This window comes from Trichocoleus sp. Lan, from assembly GCF_039961855.1.
Classification (GTDB): Bacteria; Cyanobacteriota; Cyanobacteriia; order Cyanobacteriales; family FACHB-T130; genus FACHB-T130.
The window spans coordinates 353,284-375,401 of sequence record NZ_JAMPKA010000001.1 but is presented as its reverse complement, the minus strand read 5'-3'; the positions used below and the strand labels follow the sequence as shown (position 1 = coordinate 375,401).

Annotated in this window: 21 protein-coding genes; 14 read left to right on the top strand and 7 right to left on the bottom strand. The window is 46.7% G+C overall.

The features are described 5' to 3' along the window. Window positions 1-374 precede the first annotated feature (374 nt). Window positions 375-1,178: a TPM domain-containing protein gene (locus tag NDA03_RS01575; protein WP_190413017.1), complete on the top strand. Its 804-nt coding sequence runs from the start codon at window positions 375-377 to the stop codon at window positions 1,176-1,178. A 302-nt stretch (window positions 1,179-1,480) separates the two neighbouring features. Then, window positions 1,481-2,110: a precorrin-8X methylmutase gene (locus NDA03_RS01570; protein ID WP_190413018.1), complete on the top strand. Its 630-nt coding sequence runs from the start codon at window positions 1,481-1,483 to the stop codon at window positions 2,108-2,110. Between the two features lie 41 nt (window positions 2,111-2,151). Here NDA03_RS01570 and NDA03_RS01565 read toward each other — a convergent pair whose 3' ends face one another. After that, a complete protein-coding gene (locus NDA03_RS01565; protein WP_190413019.1) occupies window positions 2,152-2,856 on the bottom strand; it encodes a phosphate ABC transporter permease in 705 nt (234 codons plus the stop codon). 83 nt (window positions 2,857-2,939) lie between these two features. Further along, window positions 2,940-3,770 carry a 4-hydroxy-tetrahydrodipicolinate reductase gene (gene dapB, locus NDA03_RS01560; protein WP_190536636.1) on the bottom strand — a complete coding sequence of 277 codons (831 nt, stop codon included), beginning with the start codon at window positions 3,768-3,770 and terminating at the stop codon, window positions 2,940-2,942. 275 nt (window positions 3,771-4,045) lie between these two features. On the opposite strand from dapB, the gene NDA03_RS01555 reads away from it, so the two are divergent. After that, complete coding sequence (locus NDA03_RS01555) at window positions 4,046-4,342, top strand: hypothetical protein (protein WP_190438537.1); 297 nt, start codon at window positions 4,046-4,048, stop codon at window positions 4,340-4,342. A 62-nt stretch (window positions 4,343-4,404) separates the two neighbouring features. Here NDA03_RS01555 and NDA03_RS01550 read toward each other — a convergent pair whose 3' ends face one another. After that, entirely contained in the window at window positions 4,405-4,899 is a 495-nt protein-coding gene (locus NDA03_RS01550; protein WP_190429582.1) for a DUF427 domain-containing protein, read from the bottom strand. Between the two features lie 498 nt (window positions 4,900-5,397). Here NDA03_RS01550 and NDA03_RS01545 point away from each other — a divergent pair, with 498 nt between their 5' ends. Beyond that, on the top strand, window positions 5,398-6,423 hold the full coding sequence (locus tag NDA03_RS01545; protein ID WP_190413023.1) for a sodium:calcium antiporter: 1,026 nt from the start codon (window positions 5,398-5,400) through the stop codon (window positions 6,421-6,423). Window positions 6,424-6,608: 185 nt separating this feature from the next. Then, window positions 6,609-7,391, top strand: coding sequence for an ion transporter (locus NDA03_RS01540; RefSeq protein WP_190413024.1), 783 nt, complete (start codon window positions 6,609-6,611; stop codon window positions 7,389-7,391). A gap of 94 nt (window positions 7,392-7,485) precedes the next feature. Here the strand turns inward: NDA03_RS01540 and NDA03_RS01535 are convergent, their stop codons facing one another. Further along, window positions 7,486-8,331, bottom strand: coding sequence for a prephenate/arogenate dehydrogenase (locus NDA03_RS01535; protein ID WP_348237076.1), 846 nt, complete (start codon window positions 8,329-8,331; stop codon window positions 7,486-7,488). Between the two features lie 666 nt (window positions 8,332-8,997). On the opposite strand from NDA03_RS01535, the gene NDA03_RS01530 reads away from it, so the two are divergent. The 9 genes from NDA03_RS01530 to NDA03_RS01490 all read left to right on the top strand — a co-directional run bounded on the left by NDA03_RS01530 (window position 8,998) and on the right by NDA03_RS01490 (window position 19,932). Further along, window positions 8,998-10,578 carry a pentapeptide repeat-containing protein gene (locus NDA03_RS01530; protein WP_190413705.1) on the top strand — a complete coding sequence of 527 codons (1,581 nt, stop codon included), beginning with the start codon at window positions 8,998-9,000 and terminating at the stop codon, window positions 10,576-10,578. A 98-nt stretch (window positions 10,579-10,676) separates the two neighbouring features. Then, a complete protein-coding gene (locus NDA03_RS01525; RefSeq protein WP_190413026.1) occupies window positions 10,677-12,305 on the top strand; it encodes an ATP-dependent DNA helicase in 1,629 nt (542 codons plus the stop codon). 123 nt (window positions 12,306-12,428) lie between these two features. Next, complete coding sequence (locus tag NDA03_RS01520; protein ID WP_190413707.1) at window positions 12,429-12,644, top strand: DUF2839 domain-containing protein; 216 nt, start codon at window positions 12,429-12,431, stop codon at window positions 12,642-12,644. 457 nt (window positions 12,645-13,101) lie between these two features. Then, window positions 13,102-13,446, top strand: a complete 345-nt coding sequence (locus NDA03_RS01515) for a DUF1815 family protein (protein ID WP_190413027.1) — start codon at window positions 13,102-13,104, stop codon at window positions 13,444-13,446. Between the two features lie 121 nt (window positions 13,447-13,567). Beyond that, a complete protein-coding gene (locus tag NDA03_RS01510) occupies window positions 13,568-14,473 on the top strand; it encodes an alpha/beta hydrolase (protein WP_206753538.1) in 906 nt (301 codons plus the stop codon). A gap of 571 nt (window positions 14,474-15,044) precedes the next feature. Then, window positions 15,045-15,926, top strand: coding sequence for an Npun_R2479 family HD domain-containing metalloprotein (locus tag NDA03_RS01505; protein ID WP_190413028.1), 882 nt, complete (start codon window positions 15,045-15,047; stop codon window positions 15,924-15,926). 115 nt (window positions 15,927-16,041) lie between these two features. After that, window positions 16,042-17,187, top strand: coding sequence for an ABC transporter permease (locus NDA03_RS01500; RefSeq protein WP_190429182.1), 1,146 nt, complete (start codon window positions 16,042-16,044; stop codon window positions 17,185-17,187). A 145-nt stretch (window positions 17,188-17,332) separates the two neighbouring features. Continuing rightward, window positions 17,333-19,108 (top strand): iron uptake porin, encoded by a 1,776-nt coding sequence (locus NDA03_RS01495; RefSeq protein WP_348237075.1) that lies wholly within the window; start codon window positions 17,333-17,335, stop codon window positions 19,106-19,108. 485 nt (window positions 19,109-19,593) lie between these two features. Further along, the gene (locus NDA03_RS01490; RefSeq protein ID WP_190683749.1) at window positions 19,594-19,932 is read left to right on the top strand and encodes a hypothetical protein; all 339 of its coding nucleotides are present in this window, start codon (window positions 19,594-19,596) and stop codon (window positions 19,930-19,932) included. Between the two features lie 95 nt (window positions 19,933-20,027). Here the strand turns inward: NDA03_RS01490 and tsaB are convergent, their stop codons facing one another. From tsaB to NDA03_RS01475, 3 genes are all read right to left on the bottom strand, one after another. After that, on the bottom strand, window positions 20,028-20,726 hold the full coding sequence (gene tsaB / locus NDA03_RS01485; protein ID WP_348237074.1) for a tRNA (adenosine(37)-N6)-threonylcarbamoyltransferase complex dimerization subunit type 1 TsaB: 699 nt from the start codon (window positions 20,724-20,726) through the stop codon (window positions 20,028-20,030). 78 nt (window positions 20,727-20,804) lie between these two features. After that, window positions 20,805-21,503, bottom strand: coding sequence for a hypothetical protein (locus NDA03_RS01480; protein WP_348237073.1), 699 nt, complete (start codon window positions 21,501-21,503; stop codon window positions 20,805-20,807). Further along, a complete protein-coding gene (locus NDA03_RS01475; RefSeq protein ID WP_190413034.1) occupies window positions 21,496-22,053 on the bottom strand; it encodes an Npun_F5560 family protein in 558 nt (185 codons plus the stop codon). Before NDA03_RS01475 ends, NDA03_RS01480 begins: the two co-directional genes overlap by 8 nt. Between the last annotated feature and the right edge of the window lie 65 nt (window positions 22,054-22,118).

Here is a 22,118-nt window from a genome sequence, read left to right as displayed (position 1 = left end):
CGTCGACACAGCAAAATAGTTCTTCTAGACTAAGCATGGGGTAATTCAGATGGATGAGAAGTTAGCACTTTCACCCTACCTGTTTTGCCCCTTCCTTATCCCGAACTCAGGTTAGTTAGTGCAGTAGACATCGCACCAGAGCAGCACAAGAGTCAGGGGTGATTCCATGCAACATCAAAGCTGGCATGGAATCACCCCTTTTTTCTCTTCCCTCTCCCCTTTTCCCTCAGCCCTCAGTCCTTATCCTTAGTCCTTTTCCCTCTCCCCTCCTGAATAGATACCCCTAGAGACTCCTTGTATTAAAATATGGTAAACAAGTGTAAAGAAATATTAGTTTACCTAACCCATTCGCTTTTAAAGAAACCGAACTGCCAATGAAGCCTCTTCCTAAACAACGAATTGTGGCATCTTTAGTCGCATTTTTCCTGGCTTTGTCCATTTGGGCGATCGCTCCCGTTGCTCACGCCTATAACAATCCCGACTTACTGCCGGAGACTCCTACCCCAATCATTGACTTAGCCAAAGCCTTGACAAATATTCAGGAAGAGGGATTGGTCAAAAACATAGAGAGTTTTGAAGCAGAAACAGGTTGGAAGCTGCGGGTATTAACTCAATACGACCGCACCCCTGGTCTTGCCTTAAAAGATTATTGGAGCTTGGATAATAAAAGCGTGTTGCTGGTTGCCGACCAACGCGGCGGTAATATTCTCAATTTTAATGTAGGCGATGACGCTTATAAACTCATGCCCCGTACCTTCTGGATTGAGTTGCAAACGCGCTTCGGCAATCTCTACTTCGTGCGCGAAAATGGCGAAGACCAAGCCATCATTCAATCATTAGAAACCATTCAAACCTGTCTGCGTCAGGGCGGTTGCCGGGTTGTACCCGGACTGCCCAGAGAACAGTGGATTCTCACTCTAATTACCTCCATTGTGGGCGGAATTATCTGCGGCTTTGCCGCTGTACCCCGCAAAGAGGGACAAATTTTTGCATGGCAGTGGGCTTTAATATTCTCTCCCTTGTGGGGAATTCTATTCATTGCTTTTGGTCTCGGCCCCGTTGTCACTCGCACCTCGGAGTGGTTGCCCCTGTTTCGCAACTTCGCCGGTTTTTTCATCGGTGCTTTAGTCGCTTACCTATCACCAATGATCGTTCAGTCTTCGGCTCCGGAAACTTGAAAAAATCCGTCAGCGGCTAGAATATTTCCAGGCTTTGCCAGAGAATGAGGGCAAGAGGCAAGAGGCATCCCCTCACACCTCTTGCCCAGAAAAAGCTGATATCGCAATCCTATTTGATTTGTCAGATTTTTTTAACGAATTGCTAAACATACCTGCATACAGCAAGAAGATTTCATAACATCTTTTTATCTTCTTTCTCTTCCTTTATTTCTTTGTCGTTTAATAACACTCTTTTGGTTTTCAAAAATCATTTCGGACTGCTAGCTGGTAAGCTGATAGCTAAAAGCTGAAAGCGAATCGCTATGGAATGGCACGTAACGGATGCCCAAAGTTTGGCAATCATTGACCGAGAAATTGGCGACCACATCTTCTCACCAGCGGAATTTGAGATTGTGCGTCGAGTCATTTACGCAACCGCTGACTTTGAATATCGGTCTTTAATTCGCTTTTCTGAGAGGGCACTCCAAGCTGGCGCAGCCGCTTTGGCAGCTCGTAGCACCATTGTGGTAGATGTACCAATGGTACAAGTCGGCATTAGCCCCACGATCCAAAGTACTTTTGCTAATCCGGTGTATTGCAGTATGGAAGCCTTGACGCGGCCTCAAAAAGACAAAAGCCGCGCTGCCTGGGGAATTGAAACCCTCGCTAGACGCTATCCAGAAGGAATTTTTGTGGTAGGTCAGGCTCAGACGGCTCTCATTTCCCTGGTCGAGCTAATTGAGGCAGAAGAAATTCGACCAGCATTGGTGATTGGCACGCCTTCGGGATTTGTGGATGTGGATGTTGCCAAGGAACGGCTAAATGATTCGCTAGTTTCTCACATCCGAATTGATGGACGCAAAGGGAGTGCGGTGGTGGCAGCGGCGATTGTCAATGGTTTAGTTGACTTGGCATGGCAAGCTTATGGGCAGGATACGAATGGTGTCGGCTAAGGGCAGGGAGGCGGGGCATTAGCCATTAGCCGGTTCTCGATTCAAGGGCGACGCGATCGCCTACGCTTAGGAGTACGGTCTTCAGGATAGGAAACATCGTCATTGTCTCCTAACTGACGGCTGACATCCTCAAAAAAGTCTCGCCGCAGATAAGGATAGTCACTCACCCAGAGATTCTGACTGGGAATATAAATGTCTGTCACCTTGGCAATCCGACCCAAGTCTTTTTGATTGGACAGCACGACCATCTCAGCAACTTGACCGGGTTTAACTGCTTTATGGATGCGGCGAAGCGGTACTTGCATCTGGGTCGTAAATCCGGTTTCATCCCCAACTTCGATGTTCAACCGACGCTCTCGGTTTTCAACAATCACCAGTTGCCCGCGATTGTTGACGGTTTGCTCTTCGCCAATCAACTCTTCAGAAACAAAGATATCCACGACTTCACCCCGCCAGAATCCACTGTAGGCGTAGCGGCGATAAGAAGCATTCCGGAGACTCGCCCAATAGACGGGTGCCCACAACCAGTAAAGACCCGCAATAATTCCCAGAAAAAAGGTGATCGCGCTCAGATCCTCGCCCAGCAAAAACTTGCCGACGAGTAAAACCACCACCACAGCTACTACAGAAATTAGCAATCGCTTTAAAAAGTCTGGGAACTTGCCCCAGCAGTACGCATACTGCGGGCCAGTGGCAATCTGGGGAATCAAGTCTTCAAATTTCTTGCGCGTTAATGGGACTAACATATTGTTCAAAAGCGAATTGCTAATTGAAGGATGGCTAATTGTTTAAGAGCAATCCTTCGCTCCTTCGATTAGGGATTAGCCACTTATAGTATCTTTTCTAACCCATAGACTAGGGATTTGAGCTGGATAACTTTGCGGATGGCGAGAAGAACACCAGGCATATAGCAAGACCTATCTGAAGTATCGTGGCGTAGGGTATAAATTTGACCCGGTGCCCCAAACATCACTTCTTGGTGAGCGATGAGACCGGGTAAGCGAACGCTGTGGATGCGAATCCCCTCATCGGCTTGGCTACCTCTAGCACCGGGTAGTTTTTCAGTTTCTTTTACCGTCGGTGGATTGTAGGTTTTACCCAGTTCGCCTAACATCTGGGCAGTTTGAAGGGCGGTACCGCTAGGAGCGTCGGCTTTTTGGTTGTGGTGTAACTCGATAATTTCAACGTGGTCAAAGTATTGGGACGCCTGGACAGCTGCCTGCTGTAGTAACACCATGCCAATGGAAAAGTTGGGGATAATCAGGGCACCCGTGCTGGCTTTGTCGGCAAATTCAGCAAGCTCTTGGATTTGCTGCGGGCTAAGTCCAGTTGTGCCAACGACAGGTCGGATGCCGTAAGCGATCGCAGTCCGCACATTTTCATAAACTGAGTCAGGATGAGTAAAATCAACCATAACGCCCTGTTGTTTTTCCTGGGTCGCTAGCACCAGCATCCCTTGTAAGTCACTGACAATGGGAACTTCCAAGGGTTCGCAACCCGCCACTTCTCCAACGTCTTGACCCTGGTATTCCAAAGAGCGATCGATTGCCCCCAGCAAAGTCATATCGTCTGCTTGAGCAACGGCTTTGACGACTTCGCGACCCATTTTTCCAGCCGCACCGTTGACGACAACGGGAATCGGACACTGTTGATTTGCCATGATTTAAGAATACCCTTCTCGACAAGCGCATTCTAGACCAAGAAGGGCTTCCCACGATAACTGAATTATGCGATCGCGTGCAAGAAGATATTCTTTGTAATTTCTCTTTCTGTCGCAAACACTGCTCGCTAGAACGGCTGAGGATATAGCAGCGGCTTTCTCTAGCTTTAAGTCACAAAACTTATTGAAATTAATTTTCAATAAGCTATACTCCAAAGTAGAACATCTTTCTGTTTAAAAGTTTCAAATTTAGTTTATTCAGCGGTTATAAAACAATGCCATTCCCTAACAATTCGGCTACTTACGATCTGAGAAGTTTTGGCAATAAACCTGATGCCACCTCTGCAAAAATAGAGAACCGATCGGATGAGACTGACGCCGCCTCTGTCGATTCGCCACTCTTCTGTAACCTCGACAAAAACGGGTCAGCAGAGGATTCCACTCTTAATAATCAAAACCTCCCGCTTACGGAGAGTAGCGTCCCGACCTATTTTGAGGATGAAGACCCGGAACGCACGCCAGAACGATGGTGGAAGAGACGGCAATGCCAAGGATTGACCGGATTTTCTTAAATGAGTTCTAGGCAGAGTAGGGGTGTACATCTTGTACATCTGGTGTACACCCCTGGAAAATACTACCAGCCCCAGGTTCCTGGCTCACCTTTGAACGGGCCAACAATATCGCTGGTGATCCAACCGCCGTAGAAACCTCCAGGTTGCGGCTGCACTTGTTCTCCATCGACCGAACAAACATCCATCATCTGGGGATAGAAAGCGAGATAGTTCTTGATGCTGGCGAAGTTTGGTGTGGGATTGGGATAACCCCAAGCGGCATTCGGTGCCTGTTTGTCACTGACAACGACTGTGTAGTAGAAAGCGCCTCCCTTCCATTCACAAAACGATTCCTGAAGAGTTCGCACTAGATATTCCATTTTGATATCTAGGGGAGGAATGTAGTAGACAGGCGGGTGACTGGTTTCTAGTACGCGCTTTGCCCGCTGAGTATCAACAATTGTGACGCCGTTGAAGACGATCTGGATGTGCTTGGATGATTCCTCAAGACGCGGGGGACGAGGGTAATCCCAGACTGACTCTTGACCGGGTCCGGGTGCAATGCGATCGCGTTTCATGCTGGCTTCTTCTGTTGTAGAATCACACTCGCTATTTTAGATGTGTCGCGCTGTCGCTTTGCTGATTGTTGTAGCGAGCGCTAAGAAACGCGAGAAGCCGTGTATAGGAGCATACAAAAAGAGCGATCGCTCCAAAAGAAATTTTTGCTGAATCTGACTTCTAGTACAGGCACCTGACAAGCTGTGCAAGGAATAATGAAGCTTAGGTAGCCATTCTCAGGGTGCTTACTTTGACAATAAATAGCAGACAAAAGCGGTGGATATACCAATACAGTTCGGGTTAGATACCCAAAAACCCAAAACTCTAGAGGAGATATCCCTAAACACAATACGGTCTGCTTTTCCGGATTGGGAGATCCTGCAACCCTCTGGAAAACATTGCTATAAGCCAATTTCCCTCCTTTGCAAAAGGGTGGAGAAATTTTCCCCTTAGAAACTCTGCTTGGGGCAATCAAATATTTTGCATTGAAAAAATTAACCGAACCATAGTAGGTGGATGTGTTTGATTCCTTAACCCTGAGTATTAGTGTTTTTTTTATCGCTGCTGCGGTGATTGCCGTTGTAGGAACGATGATGGCAAGCACAGCGGATCGTCTAGCGGATGAAACGGGTCTTGGAGAAGCACTGATGGGTGCCTTGTTCCTCGGCGGTAGCACCTCATTAGCAGGCATTGTTACCTCTGTCACCGCCGCTGCCGGAGGTCACGCCGAACTTGCCATCAGTAGTGCTTTAGGAGGGATTGCTGCCCAAACAGCATTTCTTAGCATTGCCGATCTTGCCTATGGGAAAGCCAACCTGACACACGCAGCTGCCTCCGTGCCAAATCTGATGCAGGCAACACTTCTGGTTGCTTTATTAGCAATTCCTCTGATGGCAATGTCTGGGCCAGATGTCAGTTTTTTTGGAATTCATCCCGCCTCGTTCCTTATCCCAGCCGCTTATATCTTTGGCTTACGTTTGGCGGCAGAGGCTCAAACTACGCCCATGTGGTGGCCTCGGCGGACTGCGGAAACGCAAGTTGACGAACCGGAGGCAGATAATTCCGAGGGTACTAAATTGACTGTGTTGTGGTTAAGGTTCGCTTTGCTGGCGGGGCTGCTTGCCGGTGCCGGTTATTTTGTGGCGGAAGCTGGAATCTCGATCTCTATGCACAGCGGTCTTTCTGAAACGATGGTAGGAGGGCTTTTTACCGCTTTGTCAACTGCCCTACCGGAACTGGTAACAACCATCGCGGCGGTGCGACGAGGGGCGCTGACGCTTGCGGTGAGTGGCGTTATCGGGGGAAATAGCTTCGATGTGATGCTGGTGGCGTTCTCTGACTTTGCTTATCGGCAGGGTTCGATTTATCATGCTTTGGCACAGCCTCAGATTTTTGCGATCGCGTTGACGATCCTGATGACCGTCATTCTAGTTTTGGGCTTGTTACGGCGGGAAACACATGGAATTGGAAATATTAGCTTCGAGAGTTTTTTAATTCTGCTCCTATACTTAAGTGGGTTTTCGCTGCTGTTTTTTGGGAATTGAGCAACTACCACTGAGGTTTGCTTTGTTAAAAAAGAAACAAAAACTTTGAGTTATTCAAAATAATTAATTCAAAATTCAAACGTGATTTATCGCTCTATCTTTAAAGATTTTTACCGATTATCGATTACCCGACTTTCTCCTGTTTGATATCAAGCTGCCAATTTTCGTTTTGTGATTTTATCTAGATGCGGCAAAAAATTGCTTTTTATTTAGAAGACATTGAAACACCAACAGGAAAAGCGTTCAACTTCCTAATTACAGGAATGATTTTGCTGTCTTCAGCAATTTTTGTTATCGAAACCTATCCACTCCCAAATTACGTCCGAATTAATCTTAATACTATAGACTATGCAATTTTCCTACTTTTTGCATGGGAATATTTGCTTCGTTTATGGTGTGCAGACAATAAAGTTCAACATATATTAAGTGTTTATTCAATTATAGATTTAGTAGCAATATTGCCATTTTTATTAGGAGTGGTAGATATCAGCTTTATCCGGGTATTTCGATGGTTTAGGATTTTGCGATTTCTTCGATTTATAGAAGGTAAAAGATTATTTGGTCGCACCATCAATGAAGATGGAGAGATTTCAGCTCGAATATTATTTACTTTATTAGCAATCATATTTGTTTATTCCGGCTTGATTTATCAAGTTGAGCATCCAGTAAATCCTCAAGTATTCGCTACTTTTTTGGATGCTGTATATTTCTCTATTGTCACAATGACAACAGTTGGATTTGGCGATGTAACACCAATTTCACAAGGAGGTCGCTTGATGACAGTCTTAATGATTTTGACCGGAATTGCTCTGATTCCTTGGCAATTGGGCGACTTGATCAAGCGATTGGTTAAAACAGCTAATCAGGTAGAAACCCTTTGTCCTACTTGCGGTTTATCATCCCATGATACAGATGCTCGGTTTTGCAAAATTTGCGGAGCAAAGTTGGAAAAACTAACAGGTAGCTAGTAGCGAAGGAAAGCGAGCTCATTTGCGGCAGATTGTGCTGTCGTTGCCTAATGGGCGATAGTCCGGTAGAGCGATCGCGCTTTTTGCAAGAAACCTATTCGAGGTTTAAAAATTTCGGTCGTGTCTGCTGGTTGATAGAAAGTTTCTCCTGCAATGCGTTCCAGTCTTCTTGTTCAATTTGAGAAATAATTTGATCGAGTCCGGTTCGATATTGTTGAAGGCTTCGCAGTAATTCCCCGCGATTGTACCGCGCCATCATCACGCCTAACTCTGGATTGCCTCCGCCGACGCGGCTGGTATCCCGGAAGCCAGAACTCGCCAATTGTTGCGCTAATTCTAGAACCGCTGGATCGGTTTCCTTGATGCAGGCATTAATTAAACCAGCACTCACCATCACCGGCAAGTGAGAAATCCAAGCCACCGCGCGATCGTGATCTTCTGGACGGCACTGATAGATTTTAGCTTTGAGCGATCGCGCGATTTCCTCGACAATATTCACGGCTGCTGGGGGCGTCGTCTTCACCGGCGTCAATACATAAGCTTTCCCAGCAAATAGCTGAGTCTGAGCTGCTTCCAGACCACTTTCTGCCGTCCCCGCCATCGGGTGCCCCCCCACGAAGTTCGTCCAAATCGGTTCTAGCGCTTCCACCACCGGCTTTTTGACCGAACCCACGTCTGTGATGATGGCGTTGGCAGACAAATGAGGAATCAGCTGCTGTACGGTTGGGGCGATCGCGCTAATGGGCGTACACACAAAAACTACATCGGCAGCTGCCAAGAGTGCCAGATCCACACTCGCATCATCTACGACCCCACGCGCGATCGCATCAACACACGTTTGCTCTCGACGCGCGATCCCCAAAACCTGATAGCCAGCCGCTCGTAAGTCCAAACCCAGCGAGCCGCCAATTAGCCCCAACCCTACAATCCCAATATTCATGGTTCTGTCTAATACTATTTCACCGTAAAATCGGCACAAATAACTTGCTGGAAATGGCTACTGGCTCAGACGCGAACTGACAAGTCAGCGCTGCGCCATCGCCGCAAGTCTTCTACAGTTCAAAATCTCAAATCCAAAATCTAAAATGGTATAAGCTCCTAAATCTCCTCAAAATGAGGAAAACAAGAGCAATTTACCTGTCTCCCCGAAACAAGGAGGGCTGGAGAGGGGTTCTCTCTGGGACTACTGTACCGATGTTCTAGCATGATGTTCTAGCATACAGTGCCAACTTACCCCACGATCCAATCAGCCGCTCGTTAGGCTTCTGTCAAAATGGCTGGACGACTATTTTCTTAAAGTAAAGCCCTTCCAAACAGATGAGGTAGGGAGCATAATAGATTTCTTCATTCATCCTTCATCACTCTGAGGATGCCCTCACTGAACTTACTTCTAAGATTTACAGAGGGGCACGCTAGATTAGTGCTTGTACAACTTTGTACAACTTTAGATAGATGCCGGGGAAAAATCCCGACTCAACGCAAGCAAAGCCAGGGTTCATCTGCTGCAAACTCACCCAGCCACTCAAAACGACAAATGAACCTCAAGGCTTGCTGGTAGCGCCCTCCTCCTAACCATAAAATGAGAATGCTGGCAAGGTGGCTCGAAATGAATGTCGATGAACTGATAGTAAGATACGCAGCCGGTGCGCGAAACTTCGCGGCAATTGACCTGAGTGAGGCAAACTTGAGTGGCATCAACCTCAGCGGCGCTAATTTGACAGGCGCTAATTTAAGCGTGGCGAATCTCAGCGGTGCCAATCTCGAAGCCGCTAACTTGACTCAAGCCAAACTTAATGTCGCGAGGCTCAGTGGAGCCAATCTTAGCAATGCCATCTTAAACCAGGCAAACTTCAACGTTGCTAACCTGATTCGAGCGGATATGGGGGGGGCGCAGCTCATTCAAGCCGTCTTGATTCGAGCCGAGCTAATTCGCGCCGATCTGAGTGGATGCAATCTCAAATCAGCGAACCTCAGCGGTGCTGATTTGCGTGAAGCCACTCTTAGAGAAGCCAATCTCAGTCGCGCCAGTTTGAATGAAGCCAACCTCCGGGGTGCCTTTTTGACGGGAGCCAACTTGGAGCAGGCAAACTTAAATGGCACCGACTTGAGCCGCACCGACTTGAGCGGTGCCAATTTCCGAGAGACAGAACTAAGACAAGCCAATCTCAGTCGCGCAAATCTCAGCGGAGCGGACTTAAGCGGCGCAAATCTGCGTTGGGCAGACTTAAGCGGTGCAAATCTGCGTTGGGCAGACTTAAGCGGCGCAAAATTAAGCGGAGCTAACTTAATCGGCGCAGACCTTAGCAATGCTAATTTACTCAATGCCAGCTTAGTTCACGCCGATCTTACCCAAGCTCGATTGATTAAAGCCGATTGGATTGGAGCTGACTTGACCGGGGCGATTCTAACCGGGGCAAAACTGTATGCAGTCTCCCGTTTCGGCCTGAAAACCGAAGGAGTGACCTGCGAGTGGGTTGACTTGAGTCCGGATGGCGATCGCACGGAAATTTTTCGTCTTACCACTGAAGAATCAAAAAAGTTCTTCAATGAAACGCTGCCAACCGTCCGAATTATCGTAGATGCACCGTTAGATTTAGAAGCAAATTTAGCACTAGCCACTACTTATCATCACCTCTCTAAGCATTATCCGGGGATCGCTCATCCTCCCAGTTTGGAAGTCAGCGCTCGAAAAACAATTCTCACTTTCAGAATTGATAGTAACGATCAATTATTTCCCTTGGCTTACGTGGCTATTTTTCCCTTCAACGATGCAGTAGCAACTCAGAAAAATATCAGCGCTCTAGTGAACCTACTTCAATCTCAAAATCAATCATCACTAGGGCATAAAGATGCTCAGCGGGTCAAGCAATTAACTGCCTCCCTTAATAAAACAATCGATCAAGTCGGTAGTCTCGATATTTGCAAAATGGTGCCCGAACTGAAAAGAAAATTAAACTTCTTCCAGGCTCCAACCCAGACGGTGCTAAATAATTCTACGGATCAAACCTTGAATGTTTATCATCACCCAGTGTTTGGGAAACGGTTTATGAATCAAAGTCAATCTAATTCCAGGGCTTTGCCAAAAAACAACTTAGTTGAAGCGCAAGGCTCAATTCTCCCTCCTGTGGGTACGTTGGTTGAATTTGTCAAGGAATTTGATTATTTAGAAAAATTACAGCAAAGTTGAACAAAGGGTCAGCAGGCAAAAGGCGAAAAAAAAGAGAAAATATGTAAAGCGATCTTTTTTACTTTTTGCTTTCCTAACTCTAAAGTCTCAAATCTAAAGTGATAGAGGTAGAAGTTCATTCCTCACTACGTGCATTCCTTCGCGAGCAGGAGAATCGTTCTTGGCCTCATCATCTGACAATGGCGAGGCTAGTGGCACGGGCTTTAAGATTAGGGCGTTCTGCCCTGATTCAGACTGGAGTTTCTTCGCACGGTACGGGGAAGTATCGCCTGAGTTACCTAGCACCGGCACTGCTATGGACGAAATCTGTCATCCTGGTGGCTCCAGAATCAGTTCAGCAACGCTTGCTAGAGGTGGAAATTCCTCAGATGCGACAGTGGATGGGGAGGGAAAAAGCCATCCTAACAGGCGATGCATGGCCTGACGCTGACTTTCAGGGACTGCTGTTAATCTCTCCAGAGGTTTGGTTAGCTGACCGCCTCAAAGGGCTAAATCGGATACCCTTTGGCATTCCGACTATTTTTGATGGTGCCGATGACTTGGAAGAGTGGGCACGCGACCAACTGACTGCTAGCTTGCGACCCAGCGATTGGGAAGAGTTGATGCTGGCCTTTCCCCGTAAGGTAAAGGCAATCCGGGATGCGCGGGTACAGCTAACAAAAGCTGTCTTCCAGCATCCAGCCAATCCTTACGAGTGCTATCTGATTTCACCTGCTGAGCAAGACATCTTGAGGCGTCTCTATGCGGTCTTAGAGAATGCGATAGGAGTTGAAGGCAGACAGAATCTTGTCGAAACAAGAACGATCCCGTCTGGAGAGCAGGGGAGTGGGAGAGGGGGAGAATTTCCCGCCTCGCCAAATTTACCCCCGGCTTGGAGAAATTTTTGGCATCGGTTGCAAGCAGAAGACCAACTCATGTGGGCAGAAATTGCTCGGAGTCAGGGCCAATTTTCTTTGTATTGCGGCCCCGTTGAGGTGGCAACTGCTTTAGAAAAAATCTGGCACCACGAGCCGGTGGTATTGATTGGTGCGGCACTGGATTTAGAGACAGAAGCGATCGCCTATCGTCAGCGGGTAGGATTGGGCAACCTAACGTGTCTGAAGTTTTCTCCAGACAGGCAGAACGAACTGATTCAGCTATATCTCCCCGATCGTCTCCCCATGCCGAATACACCCCAATTTCAGGGAGTCCTGATTCAAGAAGTCCAGAAGCTAGTTGAGACAATGGATCGGTCGCTGGCAGAGAATCCCGACATTCAAAGACTAGCAGTGATCCTGGTGGAGGATACGCCTTTAAAAGCCCAGGTGGCCTCTGTGATGGCGGCTGAGTTTGGCTCCCGCGTGCAAGTGGAAAAAACTAGTTTGTCAAACAATGGCATTCTAGTAACGGGATGGGAATTCTGGCGGCATTATCAGGAGGTGTTGCCTGCGCCCCAGTTGCTAGTGATGGCGACATTGCCGATCCCTTCTTTAGAAAATCCCCTGGTAGCAGGCCGGGTTGCTCATTACAAGGAACAGCGGAAAGATTGGTTTCGCTTGTATCTGTTGCCGGTGGCTTTGAGTGAATTGCAGCGAGCGATCGCCCCCGTGCGAGAATGTCGGGGCGTCGTTGCTCTCCTCGATGGTCGCGTCAATAACCGCAGCTACGGCTCTCAAGTGCTGGAAGCACTGAGTCCTTTGGCTCGGATCAACTATTTGGACAGCAACTGGTTTACAAGCGATCGCTAGCTTCTCCCACACCCCTCGCAGCTCATCGCTTTGTCTCAATACTTGTAATTTAATCAATCATTCAGCTGCGGCTCCCACGCCAGCGTTATGATAAACAAATGTCTAAAGGCATCACCAAAAATTATGGGTGAATCCAAGCGTCGGAAAGAAGCACTCAAAGAGAAGTATGGTCAAGATACCTATATCCTTCCTTGGGTGCCGATCACTAAAACTCAGGCACAACAGTTTGTGAAAATCTCCGGTCAGGGGGCTTGGTACGGTATCGGTTTCCTGATCCTTTTTTGGATAACTATCCGCTTCATCGGACCTTCCTTTGGTTGGTGGCAGGTCGTCAACTAGACCTTCCTAAAAATCTGGTTGGGTGAAGTGCTTAGAGACAAAGTATTTGATAGATTTGTCTTGCCAACAGGTAAACCAAAGCTATCAGAGGCTTTGTCTCTAAATCTATAAGTAAGTTTCGCCCATAGGACTAGATTTAATTGATTATTCTTATCCTTAGCAAGCGCTCCCCTTAAATGCAGCGATGATTCTGCCCCTGGCAACACTTTACTGCTAAGTCCGTCTTTAGTTAGAAGTAACCTTTAGCACTGCTGTTTAGGATGCAGGAGTATCATTCAAACTGTTATTGTTGATACTTGGCTTTTCTGAATAGTCAAGTTAACCTGGTGCAAATCAGGGAGCCGTCAAGTTCTAAATTTTCCTATGCTCCTCAATTAATTTACCGTCATGCCTGGGGAGCAAAATCTTAAGAAAGTATAAAAGGTTTAAACTAAGGTGTGGTGGTTGGAGGACAACCGTGTTTCTACGACTTGCAGAGCAACACCGTCAATTTGTACAGGATCTAGTGATGAACCTCCAAGCTCTGGCGATTGTGCTAGAGCAGCGAGGCTATCTGGCTTCTTGCTATACCTGCGGAGGCCAAATGAATAGCGCATCATTTATGGTTAGTCTCGGTGACAACCATCTAATTCGCTTTTTAGTTTCGGATTATGGGATTACCTGGACAGAAATGCGGGATGACCGTGAATTAATGAAGCTAGAGGGCGCTGAAGCGATTTGTCAGCTACAAGACCTAGCCAATCTAGTTAAATACCAAATCAAACCTTCTGAGTATCGTCCTGCCGTGCCCCAGCGAGGCTAAAGGAGTTAGCGTAGCAAGGTTTCGCCACTCTCTTTAGACAGATTAGGTCCTAGGACTGCTAATCTGAAAAGTGAGAAACCTACGTGCTAACCCCTGGCGATGGATGCCGGAAGAGATGTCTATGACCGCCCTTGATTGTGCATGGCAACACCATTTTATTGAGACCAACAACATTCGCTTACATTGTGTCACCCAAGGAGAAGGAGAGCTAGTTATCCTGTTGCACGGGTTTCCAGAGTTTTGGTATTCCTGGCGGCATCAAATCCCAGCACTGGCTCGCCATTTTAAGGTGGTGGTTCCCGATTTGCGGGGCTACAACGATTCGGATAAGCCTCTCAGTGGTTATGACCTGGATACTCTTAGCGCCGATATTCGGGGTCTGATTGAGAATTTAGGGTATGTCCGGGCACATATTGTTGGTCACGATTGGGGCGGATTGATCGCATGGCATCTAGCGCAGAAATTTCCAGACGTTCTGAATCGTCTGGCTATTTTGAATGCGCCGCATCCGTACAGGTTTTGGCAGGAATTGACGGGAAACTTGGATCACCTGCGCCGCAGCTGGTACGTTCTGGCGTTTCAGATTCCTGGTTTGCCAGAGTGGCTGATTCAGCAAAATTTAAAAGATTTTGTAAATAACGTGTTTCGGGGACAGGCGGTTCGCAAAGGCGCGTTTTCTGCCGAGGATGCCCAAGTGTATCAGGCAGCACTGGCAAAGCCTGGGGTTTTGGCGGCGGCAATTAACTACTATCGATCGTCTTTGTCGCCTCAAAATTGGCTGCATCACTGGGGACGATCGCCCGATCCCGTCACTGTGCCTACCTTGATTTTGTGGAGCGAAGAAGACGCCTTTTTGACTCGAAAACTCACCGAAGGCATGGAACGCTTAATCGCTGCTCCTTTCAACCTAAAATTTATTAGTCACTGCGGTCACTGGATGCAGCAAGAAGTTCCCCAAACCGTCAATCGAGAACTCTTAAACTTTTTCCGCTCCCCAATATTAACTGGTGGCAAAAAAAACTTCTAAATCTATTGGTAAAAATCTATCGAAGAAACTGCTGCCAGTGTGGTGAGATTTAAAACTGGCGACTTCGCTCATGTCAACAATCTTTAACAACACGCTTGATAGCGCCAAATTAATTGGCGCTATTGGTTTTGGAAATGTTAATTTAGCAAAAGTTAGAAGAAACTAAGCTGATTGACCGGAATAGCCCAAAAGCCCTATAGTCCCAGTTTCTTCGACTACAGAATTTTAGGCGATCGCGTTGAGACTCATTTTCCAATTTTTCAACAAACTCAAGTCATAAGGCAGTATCAAACCCCCATCTGGCGGTAAAAGAACGAATTGTGATGCGAAACACAGAGCAACCATGACAATTAACAACCCCAGTCGCCAAATTTTGTTGCATGCTGGAAGGGTAGGGGTTGTATCTATTTCGTTCGACAGAGGACAAGGTTGTATCCTCGGATTAACTCGATTTATGGCGTAGCGCCACCAGCAAAATGATTGGGTACCGTGAGAGCGATCGCCTCATGCTCAATTATTTCCCAAATCAGCAACGCCCCCTCACTGCACTCAGTATCAGCGAGAACTAAGGATGTTTAACGCTACAGAAATTCTAATTGACTCTTTTGTTCAAAGAATTCGTGAAGGCTACCGACGCACTTACGGCGGCTACAAGCCCGACTACGAAGATATTATTGCCTGGGCGGGGGGTATGGCTCTGGAAAACATTGCCAACAGCGACGCCCTCTATCACAATGTTGAACACTCAATTTTAGTCGCTCTGGTCGGGCAAGAAATCTTGCGCGGTAGACATATCCGCGAGGGCGGGGTGTCCTGTGAAGACTGGTTGCACTTCATTCTCTCCTTGGTTTGCCATGACATTGGCTACGTGAAGGGCGTGTGTCGCCTAGATAGAGACTACGAAAGACTGTATGCGACGGGGCAGGATGCAGAAATGGTTTCCGTGCCTCGTGGATCTTCAGATGCCAGCTTGACACCGTATCACGTCGATCGAGCCAAACTCTTTATTGAAGAGCGCTTTGGCGGTCATAAGCTGATTGATGCGGAATTGATCAAGCGCAATATTGAACTCACTCGTTTTCCAGTCCCAAAAGCAGAGGATCATCAAGATACGGTTAATTATCCAGGCTTGGTTCGGGCATCTGACTTGATTGGTCAGCTGAGCGATCCCCGCTACCTGAAGAAAATTGGTGCCTTGTACTATGAGTTTGAAGAAACTGGCGTCAATCAAGCCTTAGGTTATCGGCATCCTGGAGACTTGCGGCGGAACTATCCCAAATTTTACTGGCATGGGGTATTTCCGTATATTCAAGATGCGCTTCGCTACCTGTCGCTAACTCAGCAGGGTAAGCAAATCATTGCAAACCTCTACTCGAATGTGTTTGTTGTTGAGCACGAAAGTGCCGAAGATGAGCGACGGCAACTGGAAGAACAGTTAGTAGTTGGAGCTTAGAAAGGGAACCAGTGGGGAGTTAGGAGCGAACAATCCAAATAAGCTTGGAAATACTAAATTCTAGCTTATGATTTAATTTAAAACTCCTAACTCATAACTCCTAAGCACTAACTTTATGAACTGGTGGCAAAAGCTTAAAAACAATCCCTTAGCTCGTTTTGGCGCTTTAATCCTGTTAATTTTTTACCTTAGCGTTATTGCAGCTGATTTTGTTGCGCCTTATCGTCCATGTGACTCTTATGACCTGTCTCAAGGACTGTGTGATGTACAGCCAAATACGTCACTTTTGCCACCAACTCAGATTTACTGGCGCAACCGTGAGGGACAATTTATTGGGCCGCACGTTTATCCGACGACTCAGGGGCCGACAGATTTAGAGACGGGCGATCGCAAAGTGATTGTAGACTTCCAAAAACCTTCACCTGTTCGCCTGTTTGTCCGGGGACCGAAATACCAACTATTTCAGCTTCGCCTACCGCTGCCACCCAAATTTGATGAGGTGGAAATTCTTAGCGGTATTCCCTTTAATTGGCATCTCTTCGGCACCCTTGGGGAAGGCAAACTGAATTTGTTAGGCACCGATGAACAGGGGCGCGACCAGTTCAGCCGTCTACTGCACGGGGGCAGAATCAGCCTCAGCATTGGTCTAGTGGGAATTGCCATATCTTTCCCCCTAGGTTTGTTGGTTGGAGGGATTTCTGGCTTTTTCGGAGGCACAACTGACAGCATCTTAATGCGCTTTGTGGAAGTGCTGATGACAATTCCCAGCCTTTATCTGTTGGTTGCCCTTGCCGCAGTGCTACCGTCAGGACTAACGAGTGCCCAGCGATTCTTATTAATTGTCCTGATTACCTCATTCGTCGGCTGGGCTGGGTTAGCACGGGTGATTCGGGGACAGGTGCTGTCCATTAAAGAGCGGGAATTTGTGCAAGCAGCACGCGCAATGGGTGCAAAACCGCTGTACATTATCATTCGTCATGTGTTGCCGCAAACTGCTACCTACGTGATTATCTCGGCAACTTTGGCAATCCCTGGTTTTATCGTCGCGGAATCAGTGCTGAGTTTGATTGGGCTAGGAATTCAGCAGCCAGATCCATCTTGGGGGAATATGCTATCGCTAGCTACAAATGCATCAATTTTGGTGTTACAACCTTGGTTGATCTGGCCTCCAGCGCTATTGATTATCCTCACCGTATTAGCATTTAACTTGCTAGGAGATGGGCTGCGGGATGCCCTCGATCCCCGGAGTTTGCGGCGGTAATTTTAAAAGTTTTTTGCGAATTTGTGTGACATATTTAGCAGAGTCGGCCATATTTGTGAACGACTCTGCTAAATTTTTTGTTGAGTTTGTTTCCGAGCTATTCATATAGCTCGGAAACGTGTGCTCTGATAGGAGTTGGAAGCAAATGATATTGAAAATTATATTCAAAAAAATTATTTGTTCAAGTTTGAAATACGGGTTATTTAGCTGGATTTTAGTCAGTGGCTTTGTCTCTCAAACTGCTTATTCTGCGGATGTAGATAAAACTCCTCAAGGTAGCAAAGAAATTAGTACGTTTCTAAAGACAGATTCAGATTTACCAAATTTGGATAATCAGCCTGATAACAACACGACTTTGCAACAGGTAGAGGAACTAGAGGAGGAAAATGCAGAAGAGTCAGACGCTGCTGAAGCTTCGATGGAGCAAGTGACCAATGTTTCTCAGATGACAGACGTGGAACCCACAGATTGGGCATATGAAGCACTGCGATCGCTTATCGAACGCTATGGCTGTATCGCGGGCTATCCGGACAGTACTTATCGTGGTAATCGTGCCCTAACGCGGTATGAATTTGCTGCCGGGTTAAATGCTTGTTGGGAGCAAATTACTAACCTGGTTCCGATAGCAACTGCTGATGGAATCAGACAAGAGGAATTGGCTACCTTACAGCGATTGCAATCAGAATTTGCAATCGAATTGGCCAGTTTTCGGGGTTCCGTGGGTAGCTTGGAAGCTCGCACTGCGGAAATAGAAGCAACCCAATTTTCTACAACCACTAAATTGAGCGGACTGACAATTGTTGGCGTTCAAGGGCGTAGCAACAATCGCGCCGATTTATTTCCTAGAGATGGCAAAAAAGAGACTGATGATCGGGGTACAAATATTAACGTAATTAATTTTAATCAGCTGTATCTAACTACCCAATTTGACGAACGTAGTTACCTGTTAGCAGGTCTCCAAGCGAGTCAAGGAACCACTGCACCTCGACTAACTAACGATGTCCTACTGAGCTATGAATTGTTTAATGATAACGATGCGATTTTGAGCGATCTAAACTACCGTTTCCTCCTCACCGACAAATTTGCTGTTCTCGTGGGGACAGAAGGAGTAAATATGGCTTACGCTTTCCGAGGCCCAAATCGTGTGGAAAGCGCTGCTACAGGTCCAATTTCTGCTTTTGCCCAAAGAAACCCAATTCTGAATATTGGCTTTGGTCGTGGCGGTATCGGTTTTGATTGGCAATTTGCTAGACGTGCCAGTTTGCAGGCGGTTTACTCAACTACTATTCCAGGATTTTTTCATAGCGATGGACAACCTGACGGGCACAATACCGCAGGTGTCCAACTAGCGCTTACCCCAACCGATCCGCTTGATATCACTTTGTATTATGTTAATGACTACTCTCCCAATGGTTCTTTGCTGACTGGGATTGGAGACGACCAGTTGAGTGCTATTAATCCACTGACTGGTAATTCAGCATCCCTGCAAACTAATGCCGTTGGTGCCACGATTAACTGGCGAATTACGCCGCGCATTTCGTTAGGTGGATGGGCTGGTTATACCAATTCCCACATTCCCGGAAGATCGGGAAATGTAGAAACAACTAACTATATGGTGTATCTCAATTTTCCCGATTTATTTGGACAAGGAAATTTGGGAGGAATTTATATTGGACAACCACCAAAAATTGTTAGCAGCGATTTGCCCGTAGGAAATAATATCCCTGACTTTTTCAATACGGGTTTGGGCAGAGAAGGAGGACAACCTGGAACGACCACTCATGTAGAAGCGTTCTATCGTTGGCAGGCAACGGACAACATTAGCATCACGCCAGGGGTAGTCTTTATTTTTGAACCGGGACATACACCCGCTAGCGACCCAATCGCTGTAGGTATATTACGGACTAGCTTCTCCTTCTAGGAAAATTTCCCTATCTACACTTGTCACATTCAGCAAAGTGCAACATCGCAGGAGTTCTTGGATGTCGCTCAGGATGATATTCTGATGCAAAATGCCAGTTTACACCTCATCAAACCTTTATTTAGCTACAAAAACTTTATCCAAATTTACCGTAATTTTACGAAGCCTACTTTTTTTTAATTTAATATTTTTTTATTTTCAGTGTTATCTCGCTTGTAGATAGAAGAGTAGAAGCTATAAATTGACATAAGGTTCGGCTAAGGAATTATAGTGGCAACTACAAGAATCTCTAATTGTTATTTGTTGCTCTTTAATCAACCTCAATAGAAATTGTAAATTTTGCTGTATTTGTCTACCCTGGAAAACATTTACAGCAGAAAAACTTATGGGTTGATTTCAAAATTTTTATCTGTAATTGCAGATAGGTACAGATTATTTTTGCTTTTGCAAAAGTTAATTATTTATTTGAAGGAGGTTGAGTCAAAGTGGCTAAATTTATTTTTTCTTTTCTAGTTTTTATTTTAACTCAAAGCTCTATTTTAAGTGCGGCTAATTCTCAAGCCCAAACGGTTATTCCTTTAGAAACTAACATTGTTGATACTATCGACTCAAGCTCCTCTGAACAGACCGCAGAGTGGAATACAAGTGTTAAATCTGACGTTGGTAATACTGTCGTCAATTCTACCAATACTGAGCAAGTTGTTGTTTCTAAAGCTGGAAATAAAGCTACTGATTCTAGCTCCCCTGTAGCGGACAGTAAAGCCACTAATCAACGGATCCCCATGTCAAGCAGAATTTTTGATGTATCTTCTATGCGACAGTAGCGCCAAGGGGTGATACATCTCAATTTTTGAGATAGTGTCGAAATTATTGTAGAGGTCGGCTGTTTGATATCTTTAAGCGATCGCATCCGCTTATTCTACCCAAATGTTTTCTCCTCAACGGGGTGTTGACCATAAAAGGGTAGCGCTTCTGACCAGTGGGGACGCTTCCCCTGTTGCCAATCTAGATAGGCTAGTTCTAGTAGGCTCGAAACGGTTGCCCCTAGCCCAGCCCCAGCAGTGATATCAATTAGCTGATAGGGATGCCAACTGTCCAGCGTTTGTTGCCATACTGCCGGTGTCATCACGCTATCTGGTAATATCTGAGCGAGTCCCGAATCGGATGACGACACTTGATAAATGGCGGTAAATAATTGACCCCGTTGAGCTGGCAATTGGACAGCGAGCGCATTACTGAGTGAAGATTCTTCACCGTTTCCGTTGCCTTGCTGTTTACTTTTACCGGCTTCTGACCAAGCCACAGATGCCAGTGTAGAGACGGAAAACAGAGGAATATCCAACTGTTGCGCCAGTGTCCGCGCTGTAACAACACCGATGCGAGTCCCTGTAAAGCTGCCTGGGCCTATTGCCACACAGATAAATTTCAAATCAGCCCAGATCTGCGGCTGAATAAACTCAGCCAGATGATGATGTAAATGAGTGGATAAATCGCGCCCTAAATCCCAAGTTTGGCAGCGCGAATCTCCAGAAAAGTTATTGAGTGCTAGACCTAGTTCAGGACTGCTGGTATGTAGTGCTAAGCCGTATTTTGTTGGATCGAGCTTCACGGAATTCATGCCCAGTTCAAGGGATCGATAGCCCAGATAGGGAAACCCGATAAATCAGAGTCCCTACAAGTGCCTAGCCGCGACTTCTTAGTCGTGAAAGGCGTTGATTTGGAGATCGTAAATTGCTTGACCCGTCAAGCAGTGCCAGTGACAGGTAAATAAATCTGGCTTTTGGACGTTGATGCTAGCGATCGCTGGTTCCCCTGGAAATGGCAAAAGTCGGTCAAAAATAATCTTTTGCTCTTGAAAGCCGAACTGTAATAAATAAACAGCTGGGGGCGCTGATAAAGATTGCAGCAATCGATGCCCCAGTTGGTACAGTGGCTGACGCCAGATATCCGATAGATGCACCGGCTGACGATAACCTTTCAAAGTCGGTTCTAAGCGCCTACTTTCATCATCCTCAACTCTACCAATTACCTCGCCGTAGAGCGGCCCCTTTGCCGTAAGAACGATTGGCAACCAGAAATCACCGACACCCGTCGTCGCTCCTAATTGCTCCACCAACTGGCGTAAACCAGTCACATCGCGGCAAGCCTGATAAAGGGATTGGGCTGGAAATTCCAAGCTTTCTGGCAAATTCAGCGTTAAAGGACACCAAAGAGTTTCCGCTTGGTTTTGCAAGTCCGTCCAGACTGAGGCAATAAATTGCGTCTCTACAATTTGTATCGTTGTCGGTACTGGGGAATTGAGCGCGCTTTGCTTGAGGGCAGAAACAATTTCGGCTATTGTGGGCGATACCGGAAGTTCATCAGCAGCATCAACCACAATCAGAACTTTACGCATGACCAAAGGTTGGAATCGGGCTATTACGAACACCCGTACGCGGGAAACTGGGCAGATCGAGTCCGGTCGTCGTGCGACGGGTTCTGACAGCTAGACGGTAGCTGACACTTTGCAACTCGGCATGGAGTTGACGGTTTTCCCGTTGCAGCATCGCCACTTTCTCCCGCACGGGTGCCATGCGTTCGGCAAATTTCTGGCGATAAATCTGTGGCAACTCCTGTACCACTTGTTCGAGCATCCGGCTGCGGTCGGTCAATTCCTGTACGGACTGCCGCAATTGATAAATCTCGGTGTCGCGGGTTGTAATTTGTTCCTGGTAGAACGTTACCTGCTGTTCGACCTCTTGCAGTTGTTCTCGCAGCGCTCTCATCTGAGCCATGTGCCGCTCAGAAACTTCCGGTCTGGGCATAAAATTAGCATTGCCCTTAACCAACCGGAATAGTTCTTGAGACAACTGCTGAACCAGTTGATCTCGCATCTGCAACTCTTCGCGCAGGCGAGTTGCGTCAGATTGAAGCGTTTGTAGGTTTGGCGTGTCTGTCTGGCTCACAATGGCTTACGGCTCCTTTGAGATGATTTTCCTAATGGCAGGCGCGAGGCGATAGCGGATGGCTC